This is a genomic window from Nostoc sp. (assembly GCF_036916975.1).
GTDB lineage: Bacteria > Cyanobacteriota > Cyanobacteriia > Cyanobacteriales > Nostocaceae > Nostoc.
The window spans coordinates 1-18716 of sequence record NZ_JBALFF010000062.1 but is presented as its reverse complement, the minus strand read 5'-3'; the positions used below and the strand labels follow the sequence as shown (position 1 = coordinate 18716).

Genomic DNA, 18716 nt, shown 5'->3' with positions numbered 1-18716 from the left:
AGCTCGAATGATGTGATTAATCTCACTTATCCATACATTTTTTTGGCGTTTTGTTGTCACTTATACTAATTCTCTATGAAGCTGCATATAGCGGCCTTAAATTCTTCGTGAAAAGTTAGATCCCCGATTTTTCAAAGAAATCGGGGATCTAGACACTGCGAATTTATAATATTTTCATATTTTTTAAGTTGGGTATTCTGTCGTACCCCGTATCTATCTTAAGATACATAATCTACTAAATTGTTGTATCTGTTGATGGAAGTCGAAAATAATACACTACTGTTAGTTTTTGTAATAGCTTAATCAACTACAAGCTGGAAATAAAAACCATGAGTGTCGAAAAAAGAGTAGAAGCTACTGCAAAAAATATTGAAGGCAAAATTCAAGAGGTTGTGGGCGAAATAACCGGGAATCCACAAGATAAAACTGAAGGACAAACAAAGCAAGCGGAAGCACAAGTTGCTCACACTGTAGAAAACATTAAAGACGAACTTAAGAAGGCTTTAGATTAATTTAGATTTTGCAGTGTAAATAGAAATACTAGACTAGTGATGATTCACTACTCATAGTCTAACATTAATTACTCCACTTACTTTGAGAAAGTGGAGTTTTTGTGTCGGCTTCTTTTGAAATACGTTTAAGATGAGAAAATATCAATAATCATTGGGAGGAATCAATCGTCATGACTGTTATTGTTGCAAAGTGGACGATTGACGAATATCACCGCATGATTGATGCTGGGATTTTGAGCGATCGCAAAGTAGAATTACTTAAGGGAGAAATTGTCGAAATGTCGCCGGAAGGGGAACCCCACGCTTATTGTAGTGATGAATCTGGTGAGTATCTAGCAGAGTTATTGGCTGAACGCGCCAAAATTCGTCATGCCAAGCCTATCACATTACCCAACGACTCGGAACCAGAACCAGATATTGCCATTGTCCAACGTTTAGGACGCGAGTATCGAGAGCATCATCCCTATCCAGAAAATATTTTCTGGTTGATTGAGTATGCTAACTCCAGTTTAGAAAAAGATTTAGAGAGAAAAAGCAAAATCTACGCAGAAGCAGGTATTTTAGAGTATTGGGTTGTCAATCTCAAAAAGCTACACTTAGTGGTGTTTCGAGAAATCTTAGACGGAGAGTACGCGACAAAACTAACATTGACTGCGGGAACAATTCAACCGCTAGCATTTCCAGATATTTCTGTTGCGGTGGAACAGATTATTAACAGTTAAGATAATTAAAATAATTCGTAATTCGTAATTCGTAATTCGTAATAGAGCCTCCGGCACGCTGCGCGGTTTTCATGGGCTTTTGGGCTGTACGTCAATTTTGTTTTGTAATGGGGATTTAACCCCAATCGCATTACTTACCGATTTTAGAACCGGGGGACTTAAACCCACGGAACTAGTTAAAATAAAAATATCAAATTCCGTGACTTTTACCAATTACCCAATTACGCCGGAAAAACCGCGCTAAAGCTGATTCTTCTAAAGATAGATAAATTGGGCGTCCGTGGGGACAGGTGCGAGGGTTGCGAGTGCGTTGCCAATTATCTAAAAGTGTCTGCATTTCTTGTTGATTCATGGGTGTACCATTACGAATGGCACTGCGACAGGCGACAGCGACTTGGGCTGTTTGTAAATCGCCTCCCCAACTAAGTTCTAAAATTGCTTCTGCACAGTCGTCTCGCTGCTGCAAAGGTGCGGGGATGTTTCGCACAGCCCAAAGTTGTTCGCCAAAGGGTTCTATTTCTAAACTGATGCGTTGCAGTTGCGATACTTGCGCTGGCGACAATTGATAAAGAATGATTGGCGGTTCGATGGGGACAAGTTGCCAATTATCAAACAATTGCTCATACAAAACTCGCTCATGGGCAATGTGCTGTTCGACTAACCACATACCATTTGGATGTTCCGCCACAATATAGGTGTTGCTAACTTGAGCGACAGCTTTTAAGGAGTTAGGAGTTTTGAGATTTTTGTTAGGATTTTGAGGATTGAAATTGTAGCCGCCTTTGGCTTCTGCGGCTTTGAGTAATTTACTCACTCGTGTTGTGTGGACAGCTTCTTTGAGATTGTTAGAAGAAATGCTGAGTGCTTGGTTAATTGCTTGGGTAATTTGCTCTTGCCAATAAATGATTTCGTTGAGGTAAATTTCTGTTTTTGCTGGATTGCGATTCCAGTTAATTTGACCGGGGGAAATGGCAAGATGTAAGAAACAAATTGGATAGCGATCGCGTGGTAATGTTCTGTGAAATGCTGATAATATTGTTTGCTCTAGTTCTAGTGTTTTAACCATGCGTCCGTTAATGGCTACACGTACCCAATCTGGACGATGACGATGAGTGCGATCGGGTAATCCTACCACTAAATTTAGTGCGGAGTTAGGAGTTAGGGGTGAGGAGTTTAGAGGGTTGGGTATTTCGAGTTTGATTTCTTGCAAGTCACCTTGTCGGACTTGGGGTAAAATCTGCGATAGTAGTTGCCCAGTTGTGGCTGCTGGAGATATGGTGAACCATTGACGGTCATTTTGGCAAACTTTCCAGGTGATGTGGGGATGACACAGGGCGATTTGGTGAATTGTCGCTTGCACAGCTTTCATTTGCTGTGCTGCTGTGGGCAATCCCTGACGACGAGATGAGCAATTACCGAAAAGATGAGAAACTGTCACTACTGTACCAGGTGCGATCGCAGTTACTTCAACTTGCCCAACTTCCCCGCCATCGCCATAGCTAATCCGCCATCCTAATTTTCCACCCACAGGACGACTCAAAATTTCTAAATCTGCCAAAGTCGTTAAGCTATGTAACGCCTCACCACGAAACCCCAAACTGTTAATTTTCCATAAATCGGCACTAGAGCGAATTTTACTGGTGCTGTGGGCTGTGGCTGCTTGTTGCAAATCATCTAGGTTCATTCCACAACCATTGTCTGCAACACGAATTCGCCATTGTTGCGGCCATAAAGAAACCACAATTCGCGTCGCACCTGCGTCTAAGGAATTTTCTACCAATTCCCGCACCACAGAAGCTAAAGAGTCGATTACCTCACCAGCTGTAATGAGATATACGACTTCTGTTGGTAGAGCTTGAATAGTAGATGCCATAAATTATAGTTTATAGCTTCTGGGTGCATGGTAAGTGGGGAAGTTGAGCGAGATGAGGAAGCGAATTTAGAAGAAATTTTTCTCGCTGACGTGGTAGCATTTATGGCGAACTAAGAATTACAAATTGGTATTCTAGGCTTATTAGCTAGAAAATTGATTCTCTAGCTCATAGCACAAAGATTCTGCTCGTTGTCATTATAGTAGAGGTCTTGAAATGACACTGCGATCGTATGGTATATGTCTTGTTGGGCTAGTTTTGTCTTTAATTAGTGTGGGTGCGAGTCCGACAAAAGCGATCGCCCAGACTATTTATCCATTTGATGTAGTATACAACACGGAAGTCACTCTTACACCTATCGCATCGACCGACGTATCAAAAGCATTTGTCTCCGGCTTTAATTCTGATGCTCCTTACGGTCTGAGTAACTTTTCAAGCATAAATAACTACAGCCGAACTGATCCCAATACTGGTAATCTGGTATTCTTGCAAGACCCAGCAAAATTTGGTTTACAAGGCTTGCCAATCGGCAGAGATGAGTTTTTTGGCAGTGGCGATGATAAACTATTTGGCAGCAGTAGCGCTACTGCTTCATTCGACTTTATCAACCGCAAATTAGTAGGTTCTGGTACTATAACAATTACTGGTGGTGCAGGCAGGTTTACGGGTGCTACAGGCATATTAAACTTTAGTGAAATTGAGCCACTCGATCAAGCTCCAACTGCTCCATTGATTGGTCAAGCTTTTTTGAGTGGTTCCTTCCAGACACGGCAAAAAACTCCAGAACCAAGAACTAACGCAACACTATTCGGTATATGTGTAATTGGGATTGGTTTTATCTTACGTAGACGTTACCTTTTAGCTAGTGGGTGAATTATGGCATTTACAAACAATATTAACAAAATATAAAGTAAGTAGGCGTAATTAAACACAAGATAAAACCTCACACTCAATCCCTCTCCGTGAGTTCGCAGAGGGAAGCCGGAGGCAGGGTGAGGTTTTATATTTAAGCCTTGGTTTTCGACATTAATTAGATTTTACAAGAAAATCTTACTTGTTTTGGTGAAGTTTAGAGGATTTTGACAATTTAGTACAACTTTAGAGCATCAAAAAAACTTACTGATTGCAACATTAATTAACATTAAATCATCTGATTTTCTGCTTACCTCTAGATGGTGGTTAATTACTATCCCTTGTCGCCAAAATTTTAGGTGGTTCCGGTTTCAGTAACCCATTCAACAGGGATGCAGGACGTTGAGTGTAAGGCCAAGCAAAAGCATGACGGAAAGCTGCATCCTGACAAGCTTGTAATTGTGCAAAATTAATAATGTCGTAAGTCAAGAGATTTTCATATTCAAATGGCAGACGCACATTGTGCAATCCAGCATTATCAGTACAGATAGCGATATCTACCCCAGCATCAAAACAACGGTCAAAAACTAATTTGAGTTGACGTATATCCTGTAAAGTACCAGTTTTCAGGTAAGTTGTGGGGCAAACTTCTAAACACTGTCCGCGTCTAGCTACATCATTAAGTAACTCTGGATATAGTAGGGGAATTTGGATGCCGTGACCGATTCGCATGAGATAGGGTAACAGTTCGGGGTAACAGCCAGCAGTGGTTTCATATAGATGTCCAGTGGTGTTAACGCCCTGCGATCGCGCATAATCATATAAGCTAATCCATTCTTCTAAGCGATCGGCATAATAGCTATCACCCCCGGCTACATCTACTGCACAGACATACTGCTTATTTTGCGCCGCTAAATCAACAATCGCCTTGTTCACCTCATAAGGTAGGCGCGTGTGCATACAGAGAATTTGGCTAGTAACAATCGGATATTCTGGCTGGTTGCTAGCAAGCCCTACTACTTGGACAATTTCTGCCATCTTGTCAATTCTTTCGGATTGACTTAGATGCTCAGGTGTCCGCAAATAGGGAGTATAGCGCAGTTCCAGATAAGCCAAATTTTCAAAGATGTAAGCACCCCGCACCAAGCGATAGATAAAGTAAGGTAAAGTTTCAACAGTTTGCACACTTTCTACCAAGGTGTGTAATTCTAGATACTCATCCAGGGTATTGCGTGGACGGGTGTAAAAATCTTCAAATTGTGAATAGTCAGCAAAGCCAGAAATCAACTCCGAAGAATGTCGCTCGAAATATCGCCATAGAACTCTTGGTACGACCGAGCCGCCCAGATGTCTATGTAATTCAGCATATAAAGACATAATGGTATTTTTAGGTAAAAATTTCATTAATTGTAACAAAAACATAGAAGTAAAAAATCTGGACTCGAAAAAATTTAGCTCCAGAGAAATTGCATGGGAGGTTTCCCACTATCTGGATTTTTTAAATAAGGCTTCCGGCCTAGAGGCTGCGCGAAGGTCGGGATTTTATGCTTATTTTCTGAAAATCCAGCATTTATATAGCGTTTTGAGCATAAATAAACTTGACATTATCAAGATTAAATTGATACGATGAAATACTTTAATTTTTGTGTTATATTTAAATAAACATTGCTATTGTTGAAGAAACTGAAATATAGCAATATATTTTTCCTTTAACGAAGCAAATTCCTGGCAAGGTTGGTATTAATTGAAAATTCAAGCGTTGGAAGTAAAGGCTGGCGATCGCATTATTGCTTACTGCAATAATAAAATGCAAACCTGCAAGGTAAAACGCATATTAGATCCCGGTCAAGCTAATATCACACTATCAGTATTCACCTCTGAGAATTATCGCGGTTGCTCAGTTTCATCTATAGTCCGCTTTCAGAGCAATGCCTTGGTTGATTTAGTAAGTTAAAAATCAAGTAAACATTGAATCTCAAAAATATCTCTAGCTATTGTCCAGCCTCAAGCTGGATATAGTTATTTTAAAGGTGCGATGCCTGGGTTGGGCTATTCGGCGTCGCACATACAAATTTTTTAATTGTGGCTGGATGATTTTCCAGAAAAACGCCATCACACTATAGCAGTGCAGGCGAAAATTTTTGAGAAAACTGATATTATGTTCATCCGCGTGCTGAAAAACCTAGTGGATGGGTTAAGCGAAGTTTGGGTGAGAGTCGGGCAGTACTGGCCAGTACCATACAAATCATCAATTACCGAAGCACGGCAAAAAATAGGGTCTGAAGTGATAAGTCATCGTTGGCTTCTAGGCCATTGGGCTGTGCGTTCGCCCTTGGCTTTGGCGAAGCCATCGCTCAAATTTCTCCTTTACGATTAACTTTTACTAGGAAAGAAAGAATGTGGTGCGCCGTGCTATCCCGAAGTTTCAACGTATTGAGCCAAAAGAAATACCTTTTTTTTAACCTGGCTAGTGACAGAAATTATTGACCAACAGATACCACGCGAAGGAAGAAGTAACCCGCGAGTTGTTAAAAAAACTAGAGCTAAATTTCCCTCCAAAAAACCGATACACAAAAAAGTTGGAGCAAAAATTGAGACGCTCCATATCTCTCTATACAACACTGCTTAAACCTTAACCGAACCGTATTGGCACAGGGTGAGGTTTTTGTTTTGGGTAATTCGATGCTCAAAAAAGCATTTACTCAATCTTCAAGTTGAAAGGCAAACGGGCGTAAACCCCCTGTGGATCGTTCATTTTTTGCAGAAGTCCGATTTCCTGTTGCAACTTTTGGAATTCATTGGTGAGGGGATTGGATTGTTTGAGTTGCGCCCCCTCAATTCCTAAAGCAGTCCGCACCTCTTGTGTTCCACGTCCAAAAAAGCGTTCGCCGAAACTGTTAGTGCGAGGATATTCTTGCACTTCCCAGTCTTCTCCTAGTTTCGCCTGTTTGGCAGTGTATGCGATCGCACTATTCAAACCACCAATTTCATCCACCAAACCAATTTCTTTTGCGGCCACACCAGACCAAACCCTTCCTTGAGCAATTTCTGCAACTTTTTGTTCTGGGAGTTTCCGACCTTGAGAAACTTTATTCAAAAACATATCATAAATTCGGTTCACACTACGTTGATAAAGTGCCAACTCTTGAGGCGATTTCGGACGCGAAACTGTTTGACTATCAGCATAAGTTGCAGTTTTTACCGAATCCCAGGTGATGCCGTTATCACTCGCTAGCTTTGCACCATTGAACAGCAGCCCAAATACACCTATTGAACCTGTAATAGTATTTGGTTCGGCAAAAATGCGGTTAGAGTCGCTAGCAATCCAATAACCACCAGAGGCGGCTACATCACCCATTGACACTACAACCGGTTTTACTTCACGAGTTAATTTCACCTCTCGCTGCATGACTTCGGCTGCGGTAGCGCTACCACCAGGACTATTAATTCGTAATACAACAGCTTTTACATCCTTATCTTGTCGGATTTTCTTGAAGATTTTGGCAAAGCGATCGCCTCCTACTTGCCCATCTTCTCCTTTACCATCGACAATCTCGCCCTCAGCATAAACAACGGCAATTTCATTTTTTGAACTACGTTCTACGCCCAAAGATTTGCCAGAAACTTCTGCATAGCTATTCAGGCTAATTTGTCGGAATGTTTTGTCGTTTTTATCGCTATCTGTCAACTTTTTCAAGTCAGCTACCACTTCATCGGGGTATTGTATTTGATCGACTAAACCGCTAGTTTTGGCTTCTGTAGCTTCTAGTAGCGCCTGACTATCTGCGATCGCTTGCAACTGGTTAGGTTCAATTTTTCGACTTGCACCTACAGTAGTGCGCCACTCTCCCCAAACATCATCCAACAATTTCTGAGTTTGTTCGCGGTTTTCGGGACTCAACTTTTTGAGGATAAACGGTTCTACAGCCCCCTTAAATTTCCCCACCCGCACGACTTGAACACCAATGCCATATTTCTGCAATGCACCCGCTAAGAACATCGGTTGCGAACTCAAGCCGTTGATTTCCATCATTCCCAAAGGATTAAGTACAATGGAATCTGCCACTGAACTAAGGTAATATTCTTTTTTACTCCAATCGCTGCCATAAGCAACAATCTTTTTCCCAGAAGCGCGAAACTCCTCCAACGCTTTCCGAATTTCTTTTAGGGAGGCATAACCGACATTACCAGCTTCGCTTGTGCTTGTTGCATCTAAATAGATCCCGACAATTCGCGGATCGCGCCGCGCCTTTTCCAAAGTTTCCACAACTTTGCGGAGTGCCATCCTATCGTCATCCACACCTGATATTGTGTTTTGAAACAGTTCGTCTGAACTAGGTTCGCTATCAGTAATTTTCATTGACAAGTCAAAAACCAGCATTGACTTATCTTTCACATTCGGCCCAATATCTTTAGAGGAGGTAGCAGCCAATATCAACAAGAACAATCCAGTGGTTCCTAGACCACCGAAAATAATTAGTCCTAGTAAGGTGCCAATTAAACTAGCAAAAGTTTGTTTGATAAAATTACGCATTAGTTATTAGTTATTGGGAATTGGGAATTGGTAATTGGACATTTACAAATGACAAATGACCTATTTACTTATTCTATGCGCTGTAAACTATCAGAATGCTTTAACTGATACAAGTTGGCGTTGCCAGTGCAGAATAATACAGTGGTGATTTCGGCAATTAATACTTCAGCGAGTTCTGCAACTGCTGTCTCTGATGTTGCTGCTGCTTGCAAAAAAGGCATTGCTAAACCAGCTATATCTGCTCCCAAGGCGATCGCAGCTGCAATATCCAATCCATGACGCAAACCTCCCGAAGCAATTAAAGGCACATCTTGAGCGTTCGCTCTAATAGTTGTAATACACTCTGCTGTCGGTAAACCCCAATCGGCAAAAGTCCTCCCTAAGCGACGTTGCAATGGGTTTTCTGCCCGTTCGCTTTCTACTTTTGCCCAAGAAGTACCACCCGCACCAGCGACATCAATTGCTGCTACTCCGGCGGCGATTAGTTTGTTGGCGATCGCTGCTGAAATGCCGTTACCTACTTCCTTCGCAATCACTGGTACTGGCAGTTTATTGCATAAATCAGATATTTTGTCAAGCAAACCTCTAAAATTAGTATCACCTTTGGGTTGAATGCACTCTTGTAGAGGGTTAATATGTAAAATCAGGGCATCAGCTTCTAGGATATCAACTACCCGCAAACATTCATCTAAGCCGTACTTATAGTTAAGTTGCACAGCGCCCAAGTTCGCAAATAGCAGAACATCGGGCGCATACTTGCGGACAGCAAAAGTATCAGCTACTTGAGGTTTTTCTACTGCTACGCGCTGGGAACCGACACCCATTGCAATTTTGTAGTGTTGCGCGACTTGGGCTAAACGTTGATTAATGATGGCAGCTTGTTCTGTTCCGCCAGTCATGGAAGAAATTAACAAGGGTGCGCCAAGGGGTTTCCCCAGGAAAGTTGTACTGATATCAATATCGTTGTAGTTTAGTTCGGGTAAGCAAGAATGGATGAAGCGATAACGTTCCAGTCCATTGGTGATTTGATGAGACTGAACATCTTCCTCTAAACAGATCCGAATGTGATCGGCTTTGCGATTCTGAGTTTGTGCAGAGATGTTGGTAGGGGCGTTCACTGGTGGGTATGGCTAAAAGTATTGGCTTGCGATCGCTATTGTTACATTGTCTGCAACCGTCTTTTTAATATTTTATTCAAACCACTCCAGACGCAGAGAAGACAAAGAGATGAAGAAGAGACAGGATTGTTCTATGGGAGCATCCCAATTTTGGCTTAAATCTTTTCCCTCACCCCCAGCCCCTCTCCCATGTTTGGAAGAGGGGAGACATAATTCTAGTTCCCCGAATCCCATGTTTGGCAGAGGGGAGACATAATTCTAGTTCCCCGAATCCCATATGAAGGGATTCGGGGTTAGGGGATGAGGGCAAACACAAAGTTTTTGCACCTGACGGGATGCTCCCGTTCTATGAGATTTTTAGATGTTTTTTAATTTGAAAATCCTTTTAAATAACTCTTCAGCTTCAGTATGATGGTTGCCTTGATTCTTTGAAAGTTTCTTGCGTTTGATTCTCGTGTGAGTAATTACACTTTAAGTAAGCCTACCGACCTCAGTATTTATACGAGTCTTTGGGATTTGACATTGAAGTTCATAAACAAATTAATAAAACCCGTTTTTACAATAAAAATTGGTAAACACATTCGGTTTATCCTTGCTTGTTTATACGGAAGAAACTAAAGTTTAGAAGTGACAGAAAAAAATAAAAACCTAGCGTTTTTAATTTAATCTTTTTGGTCTAAGTATTAACATCATCTTTCAACCATCTAACAATTCATTATGAAATTATCTCTCCAATCTTTATCAATTCGTGCAGCATTAGTTATTTTTTCATGCGTAGGTATCAGCCAAGCACCAGCTTCTGCCGCTTCAATAGTAGCTTCCCCAGTTAACCTACTCGTTAATGGTAGTTTTGAAGATACAACTTTGTCTGGTACTTCTCAAGCTCAACTGACTAGTGGTTGGCAAACCTACTCTAAAATCAACGGTTGGAGTGCAACACCAAACGGTCAAATTGAAGTTCAACATGGTATAGCTGGCACTCCTTATGCTGGTTCAAACCTAGCTGAGTTGGATAGTCATAATTACGATCCAAATAAATTTTCTGCACAAAACCCCTTGGGTTTCTACCAAGATGTTACAACTGTAGCAGGGCAAAATTATACTTTATCTTTTGCCTATTCTGCTCGTCCAAATACAGCCGCAGAACAGAATATTTTTGATATCTTAGTTGGTGATGTCAGCAATCCTGGTAACATCTTCAAGCAGACTATTTCTGATGGTGCTGGTGGATCAGATACTGCTTGGTCAATCTTTACTAAGACTTTCAAGGCTACTAGTGGACTATCACGCGTGCAATTTAACTATAATGGACCATTAGATACTTACGGTGCTTATATTGATGATGTGAAGTTGGTAACAGCTGTTCCAGAACCAAGTGCAATTACCGGAATCGTGTTAGCTGGTCTAGGATTAGTTACTTTGAAAAAGCGCAATGCTTCTAAGAAATCACTGGTGGTATAATATCAGCTTTGGTTAAACACTTATAACATCTGTAGGTTGGCTTGAGAAACGAAACCCAACATTTTATCCCTGTTCATGTTGGCTTTGACTGCCGTTCAACCCAACCTACATTGATAGTTATTATACAAAGCTGGAGACGTTTCCTGTCTTCTCTGGTCAGAATTGGAAAGTAAAACAGGCTTTATATCTGGCTTTGAGACTTAGCTTGTATACAACACCCAACTTCAAATCTGCTGTAAGGGACTTCCAAATAAAAAAATGTTCCAAAACTGACGCAAGAACTCTCTGTTTCTCCTGTGTGTGTGTTCTGTGTTTTTCCTGTGTGTGTGTTCTCTGTGTCTGGAGTGCTAGAGTGCGGCCGATGCAGCGTCTACGTTTATTTGGATAATTTATTTCTTGGAAGTCCCTAAGTAATCAGCCAAACTTGGTATAACCAAATAATTACTAATTCGTAACGATGCAGGAGCGTGGTTACGAATTAGTAATTAAATGGGTACAAGCCTCCAGTGAGATATTTGATTCAGTCGTTAACAATCAGCTTCTTTATTTCAAGTCCACACTGATTACAACTACGAATTAAGTTAGCGAGTTTGCATACTCCTACGGAGAAGCAAGCTAGGTACAGCGTCTCATAGAGAGCGTGATTATCAATTACGAATTATGTTGACGGGTATAACGATGTTTCACCCCAATGGGGAAATATTCAAAATCACCCATTGGGGCTAATGTAACTTGTAATGTTTGATATTCTGGGGGAACATAATTAGAAAACTCGCTATTGAGGCGTAGCAATTGTGAAAGAATAGAAGATGCGATCGCAAGTCTTTGATCTTCACTACCCTCTACCCCTGGTGCTAATTCCACAACTACAGATAAAAATCGGTTTTTGTCTGCATCTTCCTGCACCTGCAACACGAATTTACCTGTCACCCATTCTTGAATTACTGGTTGCTCTAATCCCACCGTCACATTTTCTGGATAGATATTTGCGCCAAAGTAAGAAACTGTAAAGTTAGAACGCCCGAAGACATAAACGAAAGGTAGCTGATGAATACCTCTAAGTGATTGTTGAGTCTCAGAACAGAGATTTTCAAGCGGGTTAAATCCCCATTTTGCTAAAAATTGCAGCATGGCATCATAACTAATTATTCCGCCAGTATCCAAGATGTCATAACGTAATAAGGGAATACCGTTATCTCCAGAAAACAGCAATCCGCCATCTTGAACTTCAAAAAAGCGACTGCAAGGATCATACTGTACTAATGTGGGTAAACGCGATTCCCCAAATAAAGCTCTAGCGGCATCAGGATTTTTTGCCAAAAAACGGCGAATACAGATACTTAGCGGTGTTTCATTGCCCAAAACTCCTGCATCCGCAGTTCCGTAAAGTGATGCAAAATCATAGCAAGGATTTTGTGAACCAACTCTTTCGCCAACTAAACTCCGCCATTCTTCACTAAATACTTCTCCTGCCATAACTAACTTAATCTGATATTGCTGCCACTCCACACCACGAGCGATACCAGTATCAATCACATCTTTTAAAAATGGCGGGTATCCCAATAACACCACTTGTTCAAATGCTGAACCTAGTTCTTGGACAACTCGCAAGATTTCTTCTTTGTTGTTACCAGGAGTAATTACAGTGATGAGATAACCTTTGCTAGCAAGATAACGACAGCAATTAGTAGTAAATATTCCACCTACCCAACTGCCTAAAGTGAAACAAATCACTGCTAGGGTACGTCTGGTATCTGAATAAAAACTATCGTGAAAAATCTGTTCAAAACGTGTGGCGATTTGGAGTTCATCTGTGAAAAAACGAGGCCAAAATGTCGGTTTCCCACTGGAACCCGAAGAAGCAGCTATCATATCACACTCTTGGAGTTGTCCGTTGCGGCACAAGTCAGCTAAAGGATAACGCAGTATATAATTTTGTTTAGCGATCGCTGGTAATTTTTGAAACTCCTCTAATGTTTGAATAGTCGCGGGATTAATTTCCCTTTCTGCTAAAAACGCCTTATAGGCTGGTACATTCGCCGCCACATCGTGAAATAAACTCAAAGCTGCCGAAGTTTGAGTGTTGAGATGCCGTTGCAATACCGTTTCTAGGGGGGTAGATAAAAAATCTTCAAATGCTTTAATTACTTGCTGCTGTCTTGATTTGCAGTTCATGACACTTGTTATTTATCCTAAAGTAGAACCAACACCGTTAAAATAATTCGTAATTCGTAATTCGTAATTCGTAATTCGTAATTCGTAATTCGTAATTCGTAATTCGTAATTCGTAATTCGTAATTCGTAGGATATCCGAAAATGAGGGTATGCGCGTTGTAGTCATTCAATAAAACCTTAATTTATCCTTGGGCACCATGCAGCTCTATTGCAGTAAACAACACACAAATAATGGTGGGAACCGCTTTTGCACCCATTGTGGTGAACCATTACCTCTTGCTGTGGGACAGATGGTGGATAATCGCTATCAAATTATCCGTCATTTAGGACAGGGTGGCTTTGGACGCACCTATTTAGCGGAGGATATAACTAAATCCCATCAAAGTTGTGTGCTGAAGGAATTTGCACCCCAAGTAGAAGAAAAACAAGATTTACAAAAAGCTAAAGAGTTATTTGAACGAGAAGCAAATGTCCTGAAAACACTCCAGCATCCACAGATACCGCGTTTTCACGCCTCCCTACAAGTGAAAATAGGCACTAAAGATTTTTTCTTTCTAGTGCAAGATTATGTGGATGGTGATAATTATTACCAATTATTAGAACAGCGCCAGAGTCAAGGAAAAACCTTTAGTGAAGAGGAAGTAATCACCTTACTGCAACATATTTTACCCGTGTTATCCTACATCCACTCACGAGATGTAGTTCACCGTGATATCTCTCCTGATAATTTAATTTGGCGGCGTTCTGATAATCTCCCAGTGCTGATTGATTTTGGTGGTGTCAAGCAATTGCCAGCTTCTCAAGGTTTTTGGCGGACTAAGTTGGTTGGAAATAACACTTTGCTGGGTAAAAAGGGCTACGCACCAGAAGAACAGTTACGGCAGGGAAAAGCATTTTTTAGTAGTGATTTATATTCTTTAGCGGTGACATTACTGGTGTTGCTCACCGGGAAAGAGCCGCAGAAATTATACGATAGCTATCAGGGAATTTGGGCATGGGGAAAGGAAATTAGAGTGAGTCAGCAACTAGAAGCGGTGTTAAAAAAGATGCTGGCTTATAAACCGAGCGATCGCTATCAACGAGCCGAGCAAATCCTCAAAGATTTACCATCACCAACTGCGACTAAATCCACAGGTAATTATATTACCACCAAGATTAAGACGATGGTAGTTGCTCCGGGAAGACAACACGCTGCTGCTGTTGTGAGTAGATTCCAGAATAAGACGCAAGCGATAGCGAAACCGATATCTTGGCCTGTTTGGATTCGCCCTTTTGTGATGAGTTTAGGGGGAACAGCTTTAGTTGGATTAACTGTGGCGGTGGGAAATGCAGTCATTCGCAGCGTATCTTCAATTACTATTCCCTCAATCTCATTACCGCAAATTCCACAATTCCCAAATCCAATCGGTAAACCAGCCAGCGACAAAGGAAAAAATCGCAATCTTCAGGAAATTATCAATCGTCGTCAACAGCTAGAAATTACTGAAGGATTTTTTACTCCCTTTGTAGATGATTTATTTTATACAAAAAAACCAGAATTAAAGGGACGTAGCCTAACATCTAAATCTGAAGACGCTGGTTTACGAGATGAATGGTCTGGTATCGCTGACGATTTATTGAATAAAATAGAACAGGCTGACCTCAGTACAGCAGTTCGTCGGAAATTGGGTAAATATAGTCAAAAAGATTATACAACATGGAGACGACTTGCGCGATCAGGGCAGTTTGGGAACTATACAATTGATCAACTGACCAAAGACACAAATGAAAAATTTGATCGGTTGTTTCCCGATCAGGATCGTGGGAAACTCAATCAACAGACTTTCGGTCAAATTTGGTATGCGATCGCAGCCGATCAAGTCAGTAAAGTACAATCTGACAAGTAAAGGGACTGGGGACTGGGGAAGAGTCACTAATAACAAATGACAAATGACAAATAACAAATGACTAAAATATATTGTTCTCAAGGACATGAAAATTCCCCAGGTAGTCGCTTTTGTCTCCAGTGTGGTGAAAAGTTGTTGGATACGCCCATAAGTTATAGTATCCAACCGGGACTCACTTTAGGCGATCGCTATGTGATTGTGCGTCAAATTGGCCAGGGTGGCTTTGGACGGACTTATTTAGCTGAAGATGTCAACCGTTTCCGCGAACTTTGTGTCTTAAAAGAATTTTCCCCCCAAGTTCAAACTGCTTACGTAGTTCAAAAAGCTGAAGAACTGTTTGAGAGAGAAGCTAGTGTTCTTTATAAACTGCAACATCCCCAAATTCCCCGCTTCCGGGAACTGCTTCGCATGAACTTAGGGGGGAAAGAATATTTGTTTTTGGTGCAAGATTATGTGGAAGGGGAAACTTATAACTCGTTGTTAAATACCCGACTACAGCAAGGTTTACGCTTTACAGAAGTAGAAGTGCGCCAATTGTTGCTTTCAATTTTGCCAGTATTGGAATATATCCACTCCATAGGCGTTATTCATCGAGATATATCTCCAGATAACTTAATGCTTCGGACTGTTGACAAACTGCCAATGTTAATTGATTTTGGCGGTGTCAAACAAGTAGTAGCAACTGTAGCTTCCCAATATTATCAACCCGGCGTAGTTGCATCTTCTCCATCACCAACCCTATTAGGTAAAATAGGATTTGCGCCCCCAGAACAAATGCAAACTGGGTTAGTATCTCCCCACAGCGACTTGTATGCAATGGCCGCAACAATGTTGGTTTTACTGACAGGCAAACAACCCCAAGAATTAATTGATACCTACAACCTTACCTGGGAGTGGCGACGGGAAGTAAGCGTGAGTCAAACTTTGGCACAGGTATTAGATAAAATGTTATCTGCCAGACCAAGCGATCGCTATCAATCAGTCCGTCAAGTACTCCAAGCCCTCAACCCGCCAAGAGCTAATCCCCCAACTCAATACCCCACCCCACCCCAACCCACAGCCGCCACCGTCGCGGTCTCCCCCCCTCCCCCATCCCCCTCATTCCCCTCATCGCCTCCTCCCTCCTGGTGGACACCAACAAAAACCTTCCTAGTGGCGGTGGTAGTAGCCGCTACTGTTGGATTACTTTGGTGGGGACTCAATAGCAACCACAATATAGGGGACAAACCTAATCCTACAGCCAGCCCGACCCCAACCGATCCTTTAGCGCAATATTCACCAGCCGAACGGGAACGTAAAGAAAGATTAAGCGATCGCCGTCAACAGTTGGGCATTAACTCTAATTTTTACGTGAAATTAGTGAATCAAGTTTTTTGGGACAGAAATCCCAGTTTACGAGGACGCACTCTCAGCGATGGACAAGAAGATGAGAGTTTACGGGCAGAATGGGATAAAACAGCCTCAGAATTGCTGGAAAAATTAGCGCTACTGAGTTCCAATGCCCGCCAACAACTGGGAACTTATACAAGTGCTGAACGCGATCGTTGGAAAGTAGAAGTCAACAAAATAAACGTTGGTAGTCGTTCTTTGTATGATTTGGGAGATGCAGCTTTCTTAAGTGTATTCCCTGAACAGCGCGGTAAAGATTTTCGAGATCAGCCCATTGGACAAGTTTGGTACGGATTTGTTAGCGATCGACTCAGTGCTATCCTCGACGGTAGCGCTTTCCAGAAACTTGTTTTTGATCCGGGCGCTATCAGCAAAACAGTCAACGGTAGTCTTCAACCTGGTGGTGGTAAAGTATTTATTGCTGGACTTGCCAAAGAGCAATCTTTGGAATTGAAGCTACAAGCAAATTCCCAAGTTTTGTTATCAGTCTATTCACCCTCTGGCAAAATTAAATTTTTAGAAGATTCTAAAGAGCGAAGTTTGTCAACTAAATTACCAGAAAACGGATTTTACGAGTTTGTCGTCGTTTCCAAAGCATCGAAACCAGTAGATTATCAACTCAGCATTACAGCAGAAAATCCCACCCCTCCCCCATCGCCAACACCAACGCCCACAGTAAAACTAGCGCCCACGGAAACACCAGCGCCCACGCCAACGCCAACACCAACGCCAACACCAACACCAACTCCCACAGAAACCCCTACTCCTACATCGACACCAACGCCACAGACAGCACCTCAGTAAAGGGCGTTGCATAGTTGCAGGATGATTTAGCAACTTCCAAAATTCTCCCCCTGCCTCAAATTATCCCTTGTCCACGACCCCTAAACGCAACGCAATTCGCTTGTATTTCGTTGCATCATAGGGTGTACCCCTGTGCATCACCTGGGAGTTGTCCCAAAAAATAATATCTCCTGGCTGCCAAACATGTGAATAGACTGGTGTACAGTCTAGAACAGTCGCAAACAAATCCTGCCAGAAACGTTTTGCTTCCTCTGGTCTATCTTCCATACCAACTGCGATCGCAGTGTCCGAACCTAGATATAATCCCTTTTTACCAGTGACTTTGTGAGTAGACACAATCGGATGCACTTTCTTTGGTACATCATCGGTACTCTTAGAAAACATTGGTGGTGAGTGATACATCGACATCTGCTCCAACTGCTGCTGATGTTGATGATCTAGGTTATTATAAGCCTCTATCATGTCCAGAAACTCTGTAGTATGGGGCTGCCCATTTACACCTTCGGGAGGCACTTCCACACCATAAAGCATGACAACATATAATGCATTCATATCCAGTCCCTCTGTGCGAGGGACGCCATCCTTATCATGATGCCATTCCCAAGCAAACTTCTCTACTGGTGTTTGATTCAGTCCCTTGGGATTACCCAAGACATACACACCTTGGCTTTGCAAGTCTGGACTAATATCGGGATCTAATGTTTTGGTTTTGGAATAGCCAAACATGAAATCACCAAAGGTCTTCCTGGAAAATTCTTCCAACTGCTTTGCAGTGAGGTGTTGCTGTCTAACTACCACAACGCCGTGTTTCCAAAGTGATTCCTTTAATTGACGCGACTCTATATCTGTGAGGTAGCTAAGATTGCAACCCCGTAGGACTTCAACTCCGAGTCTTGATTGGTGTTTAGTTATTGGAGTCATTGCTATGCAATTATTTTTGGAGCAAATTATATAAACAATCAGTGTAGATAAAAAAGTTGTGTACTAGTATCTTACCTAAGAAAGTTTGCAAGTAGAAAAATGTTCTACTAGAGCAAGTATGGGAGTTTTCGCAACAAAGCACCTAGATGATAAAAGTGGGTAGTCGTAGATATCGCTCTCATCGCTACTGTTGATTACGCAGATCCTCCCTTTTTTCAGTGAGTTGGGGATTTTCCACTTTGGGTGCGTAAATCCCAAGAGAAAATTTTTTTCTGAAAGTACTTTACAAAACGCAATAAACTATTTAAGATATGTAACAGGTAGTGAAACCTACCTAATTTATTCACAAATAATCGCATTTATAAAACAATGACAACAACCTTACAACAGCGCTCAAGCGCCAACGTATGGGATCGATTCTGTGAGTGGATCACCAGCACCAACAACCGGATTTACATCGGTTGGTTCGGC

General features: G+C 41.7%; 14 protein-coding genes. 8 read left to right on the top strand and 6 right to left on the bottom strand.

The window, feature by feature from the left end; translation table 11 throughout:
- Window positions 1-329 precede the first annotated feature (329 nt).
- Together V7K73_RS14970 and V7K73_RS14965 are read left to right on the top strand one after the other, a co-directional pair.
- A complete protein-coding gene (locus tag V7K73_RS14970; RefSeq protein WP_334881213.1) occupies window positions 330-512 on the top strand; it encodes a CsbD family protein in 183 nt (60 codons plus the stop codon).
- 170 nt (window positions 513-682) lie between these two features.
- On the top strand, window positions 683-1234 hold the full coding sequence (locus V7K73_RS14965; RefSeq protein ID WP_334881211.1) for a Uma2 family endonuclease: 552 nt from the start codon (window positions 683-685) through the stop codon (window positions 1232-1234).
- A 190-nt stretch (window positions 1235-1424) separates the two neighbouring features.
- Here the strand turns inward: V7K73_RS14965 and mutL are convergent, their stop codons facing one another.
- Window positions 1425-3107 carry a DNA mismatch repair endonuclease MutL gene (gene mutL, locus V7K73_RS14960; protein WP_334881209.1) on the bottom strand — a complete coding sequence of 561 codons (1683 nt, stop codon included), beginning with the start codon at window positions 3105-3107 and terminating at the stop codon, window positions 1425-1427.
- A 214-nt stretch (window positions 3108-3321) separates the two neighbouring features.
- Between mutL and V7K73_RS14955 the strand changes: the two genes are divergently transcribed.
- Complete coding sequence (locus V7K73_RS14955) at window positions 3322-3978, top strand: hypothetical protein (protein WP_334881207.1); 657 nt, start codon at window positions 3322-3324, stop codon at window positions 3976-3978.
- A gap of 306 nt (window positions 3979-4284) precedes the next feature.
- Here the strand turns inward: V7K73_RS14955 and V7K73_RS14950 are convergent, their stop codons facing one another.
- The gene (locus V7K73_RS14950; RefSeq protein ID WP_334881205.1) at window positions 4285-5334 is read right to left on the bottom strand and encodes an adenosine deaminase; all 1050 of its coding nucleotides are present in this window, start codon (window positions 5332-5334) and stop codon (window positions 4285-4287) included.
- 367 nt (window positions 5335-5701) lie between these two features.
- On the opposite strand from V7K73_RS14950, the gene V7K73_RS14945 reads away from it, so the two are divergent.
- Complete coding sequence (locus tag V7K73_RS14945) at window positions 5702-5911, top strand: hypothetical protein (protein ID WP_094352741.1); 210 nt, start codon at window positions 5702-5704, stop codon at window positions 5909-5911.
- Between the two features lie 126 nt (window positions 5912-6037).
- Window positions 6038-6334, top strand: coding sequence for a hypothetical protein (locus V7K73_RS29880; protein WP_442936765.1), 297 nt, complete (start codon window positions 6038-6040; stop codon window positions 6332-6334).
- Window positions 6335-6655: 321 nt separating this feature from the next.
- Here the strand turns inward: V7K73_RS29880 and sppA are convergent, their stop codons facing one another.
- Both sppA and fni read right to left on the bottom strand, forming a co-directional pair.
- The gene (gene sppA / locus V7K73_RS14935; protein WP_334881203.1) at window positions 6656-8491 is read right to left on the bottom strand and encodes a signal peptide peptidase SppA; all 1836 of its coding nucleotides are present in this window, start codon (window positions 8489-8491) and stop codon (window positions 6656-6658) included.
- Window positions 8492-8559: 68 nt separating this feature from the next.
- Window positions 8560-9609: a type 2 isopentenyl-diphosphate Delta-isomerase gene (gene fni / locus V7K73_RS14930; RefSeq protein WP_334881201.1), complete on the bottom strand. Its 1050-nt coding sequence runs from the start codon at window positions 9607-9609 to the stop codon at window positions 8560-8562.
- 717 nt (window positions 9610-10326) lie between these two features.
- Here fni and V7K73_RS14925 point away from each other — a divergent pair.
- Window positions 10327-11070, top strand: a complete 744-nt coding sequence (locus tag V7K73_RS14925) for a PEP-CTERM sorting domain-containing protein (protein WP_334881199.1) — start codon at window positions 10327-10329, stop codon at window positions 11068-11070.
- Window positions 11071-11721: 651 nt separating this feature from the next.
- Here the strand turns inward: V7K73_RS14925 and V7K73_RS14920 are convergent.
- On the bottom strand, window positions 11722-13245 hold the full coding sequence (locus V7K73_RS14920) for a phenylacetate--CoA ligase family protein (protein WP_334881197.1): 1524 nt from the start codon (window positions 13243-13245) through the stop codon (window positions 11722-11724).
- A gap of 197 nt (window positions 13246-13442) precedes the next feature.
- On the opposite strand from V7K73_RS14920, the gene V7K73_RS14915 reads away from it, so the two are divergent.
- Window positions 13443-15131 (top strand): serine/threonine-protein kinase, encoded by a 1689-nt coding sequence (locus tag V7K73_RS14915; RefSeq protein WP_334881195.1) that lies wholly within the window; start codon window positions 13443-13445, stop codon window positions 15129-15131.
- Between the two features lie 57 nt (window positions 15132-15188).
- Window positions 15189-17324 (top strand): serine/threonine-protein kinase, encoded by a 2136-nt coding sequence (locus tag V7K73_RS14910; protein WP_334881193.1) that lies wholly within the window; start codon window positions 15189-15191, stop codon window positions 17322-17324.
- A gap of 60 nt (window positions 17325-17384) precedes the next feature.
- Here V7K73_RS14910 and V7K73_RS14905 read toward each other — a convergent pair whose 3' ends face one another.
- Window positions 17385-18245, bottom strand: a complete 861-nt coding sequence (locus tag V7K73_RS14905; protein WP_334881191.1) for a TauD/TfdA dioxygenase family protein — start codon at window positions 18243-18245, stop codon at window positions 17385-17387.
- Window positions 18246-18716: the final 471 nt, after the last annotated feature.

Excerpts from the sequence above, each read along its gene's own strand:
- V7K73_RS14920 (WP_334881197.1), bottom strand. The coding sequence starts at position 13,245 with ATGAACTGCAAATCAAGACAGCAGCAAGTAATTAAAGCATTTGAAGAT.
- V7K73_RS14925 (WP_334881199.1), top strand. The coding sequence starts at position 10,327 with ATGAAATTATCTCTCCAATCTTTATCAATTCGTGCAGCATTAGTTATT.
- V7K73_RS14965 (WP_334881211.1), top strand. The coding sequence starts at position 683 with ATGACTGTTATTGTTGCAAAGTGGACGATTGACGAATATCACCGCATG.
- mutL (WP_334881209.1), bottom strand. The coding sequence starts at position 3,107 with ATGGCATCTACTATTCAAGCTCTACCAACAGAAGTCGTATATCTCATT.
- V7K73_RS14910 (WP_334881193.1), top strand. The coding sequence starts at position 15,189 with ATGACTAAAATATATTGTTCTCAAGGACATGAAAATTCCCCAGGTAGT.
- V7K73_RS14905 (WP_334881191.1), bottom strand. The coding sequence starts at position 18,245 with ATGACTCCAATAACTAAACACCAATCAAGACTCGGAGTTGAAGTCCTA.
- V7K73_RS14955 (WP_334881207.1), top strand. The coding sequence starts at position 3,322 with ATGACACTGCGATCGTATGGTATATGTCTTGTTGGGCTAGTTTTGTCT.
- V7K73_RS14950 (WP_334881205.1), bottom strand. The coding sequence starts at position 5,334 with ATGTCTTTATATGCTGAATTACATAGACATCTGGGCGGCTCGGTCGTA.
- V7K73_RS14915 (WP_334881195.1), top strand. The coding sequence starts at position 13,443 with ATGCAGCTCTATTGCAGTAAACAACACACAAATAATGGTGGGAACCGC.
- sppA (WP_334881203.1), bottom strand. The coding sequence starts at position 8,491 with ATGCGTAATTTTATCAAACAAACTTTTGCTAGTTTAATTGGCACCTTA.
- V7K73_RS14970 (WP_334881213.1), top strand. The coding sequence starts at position 330 with ATGAGTGTCGAAAAAAGAGTAGAAGCTACTGCAAAAAATATTGAAGGC.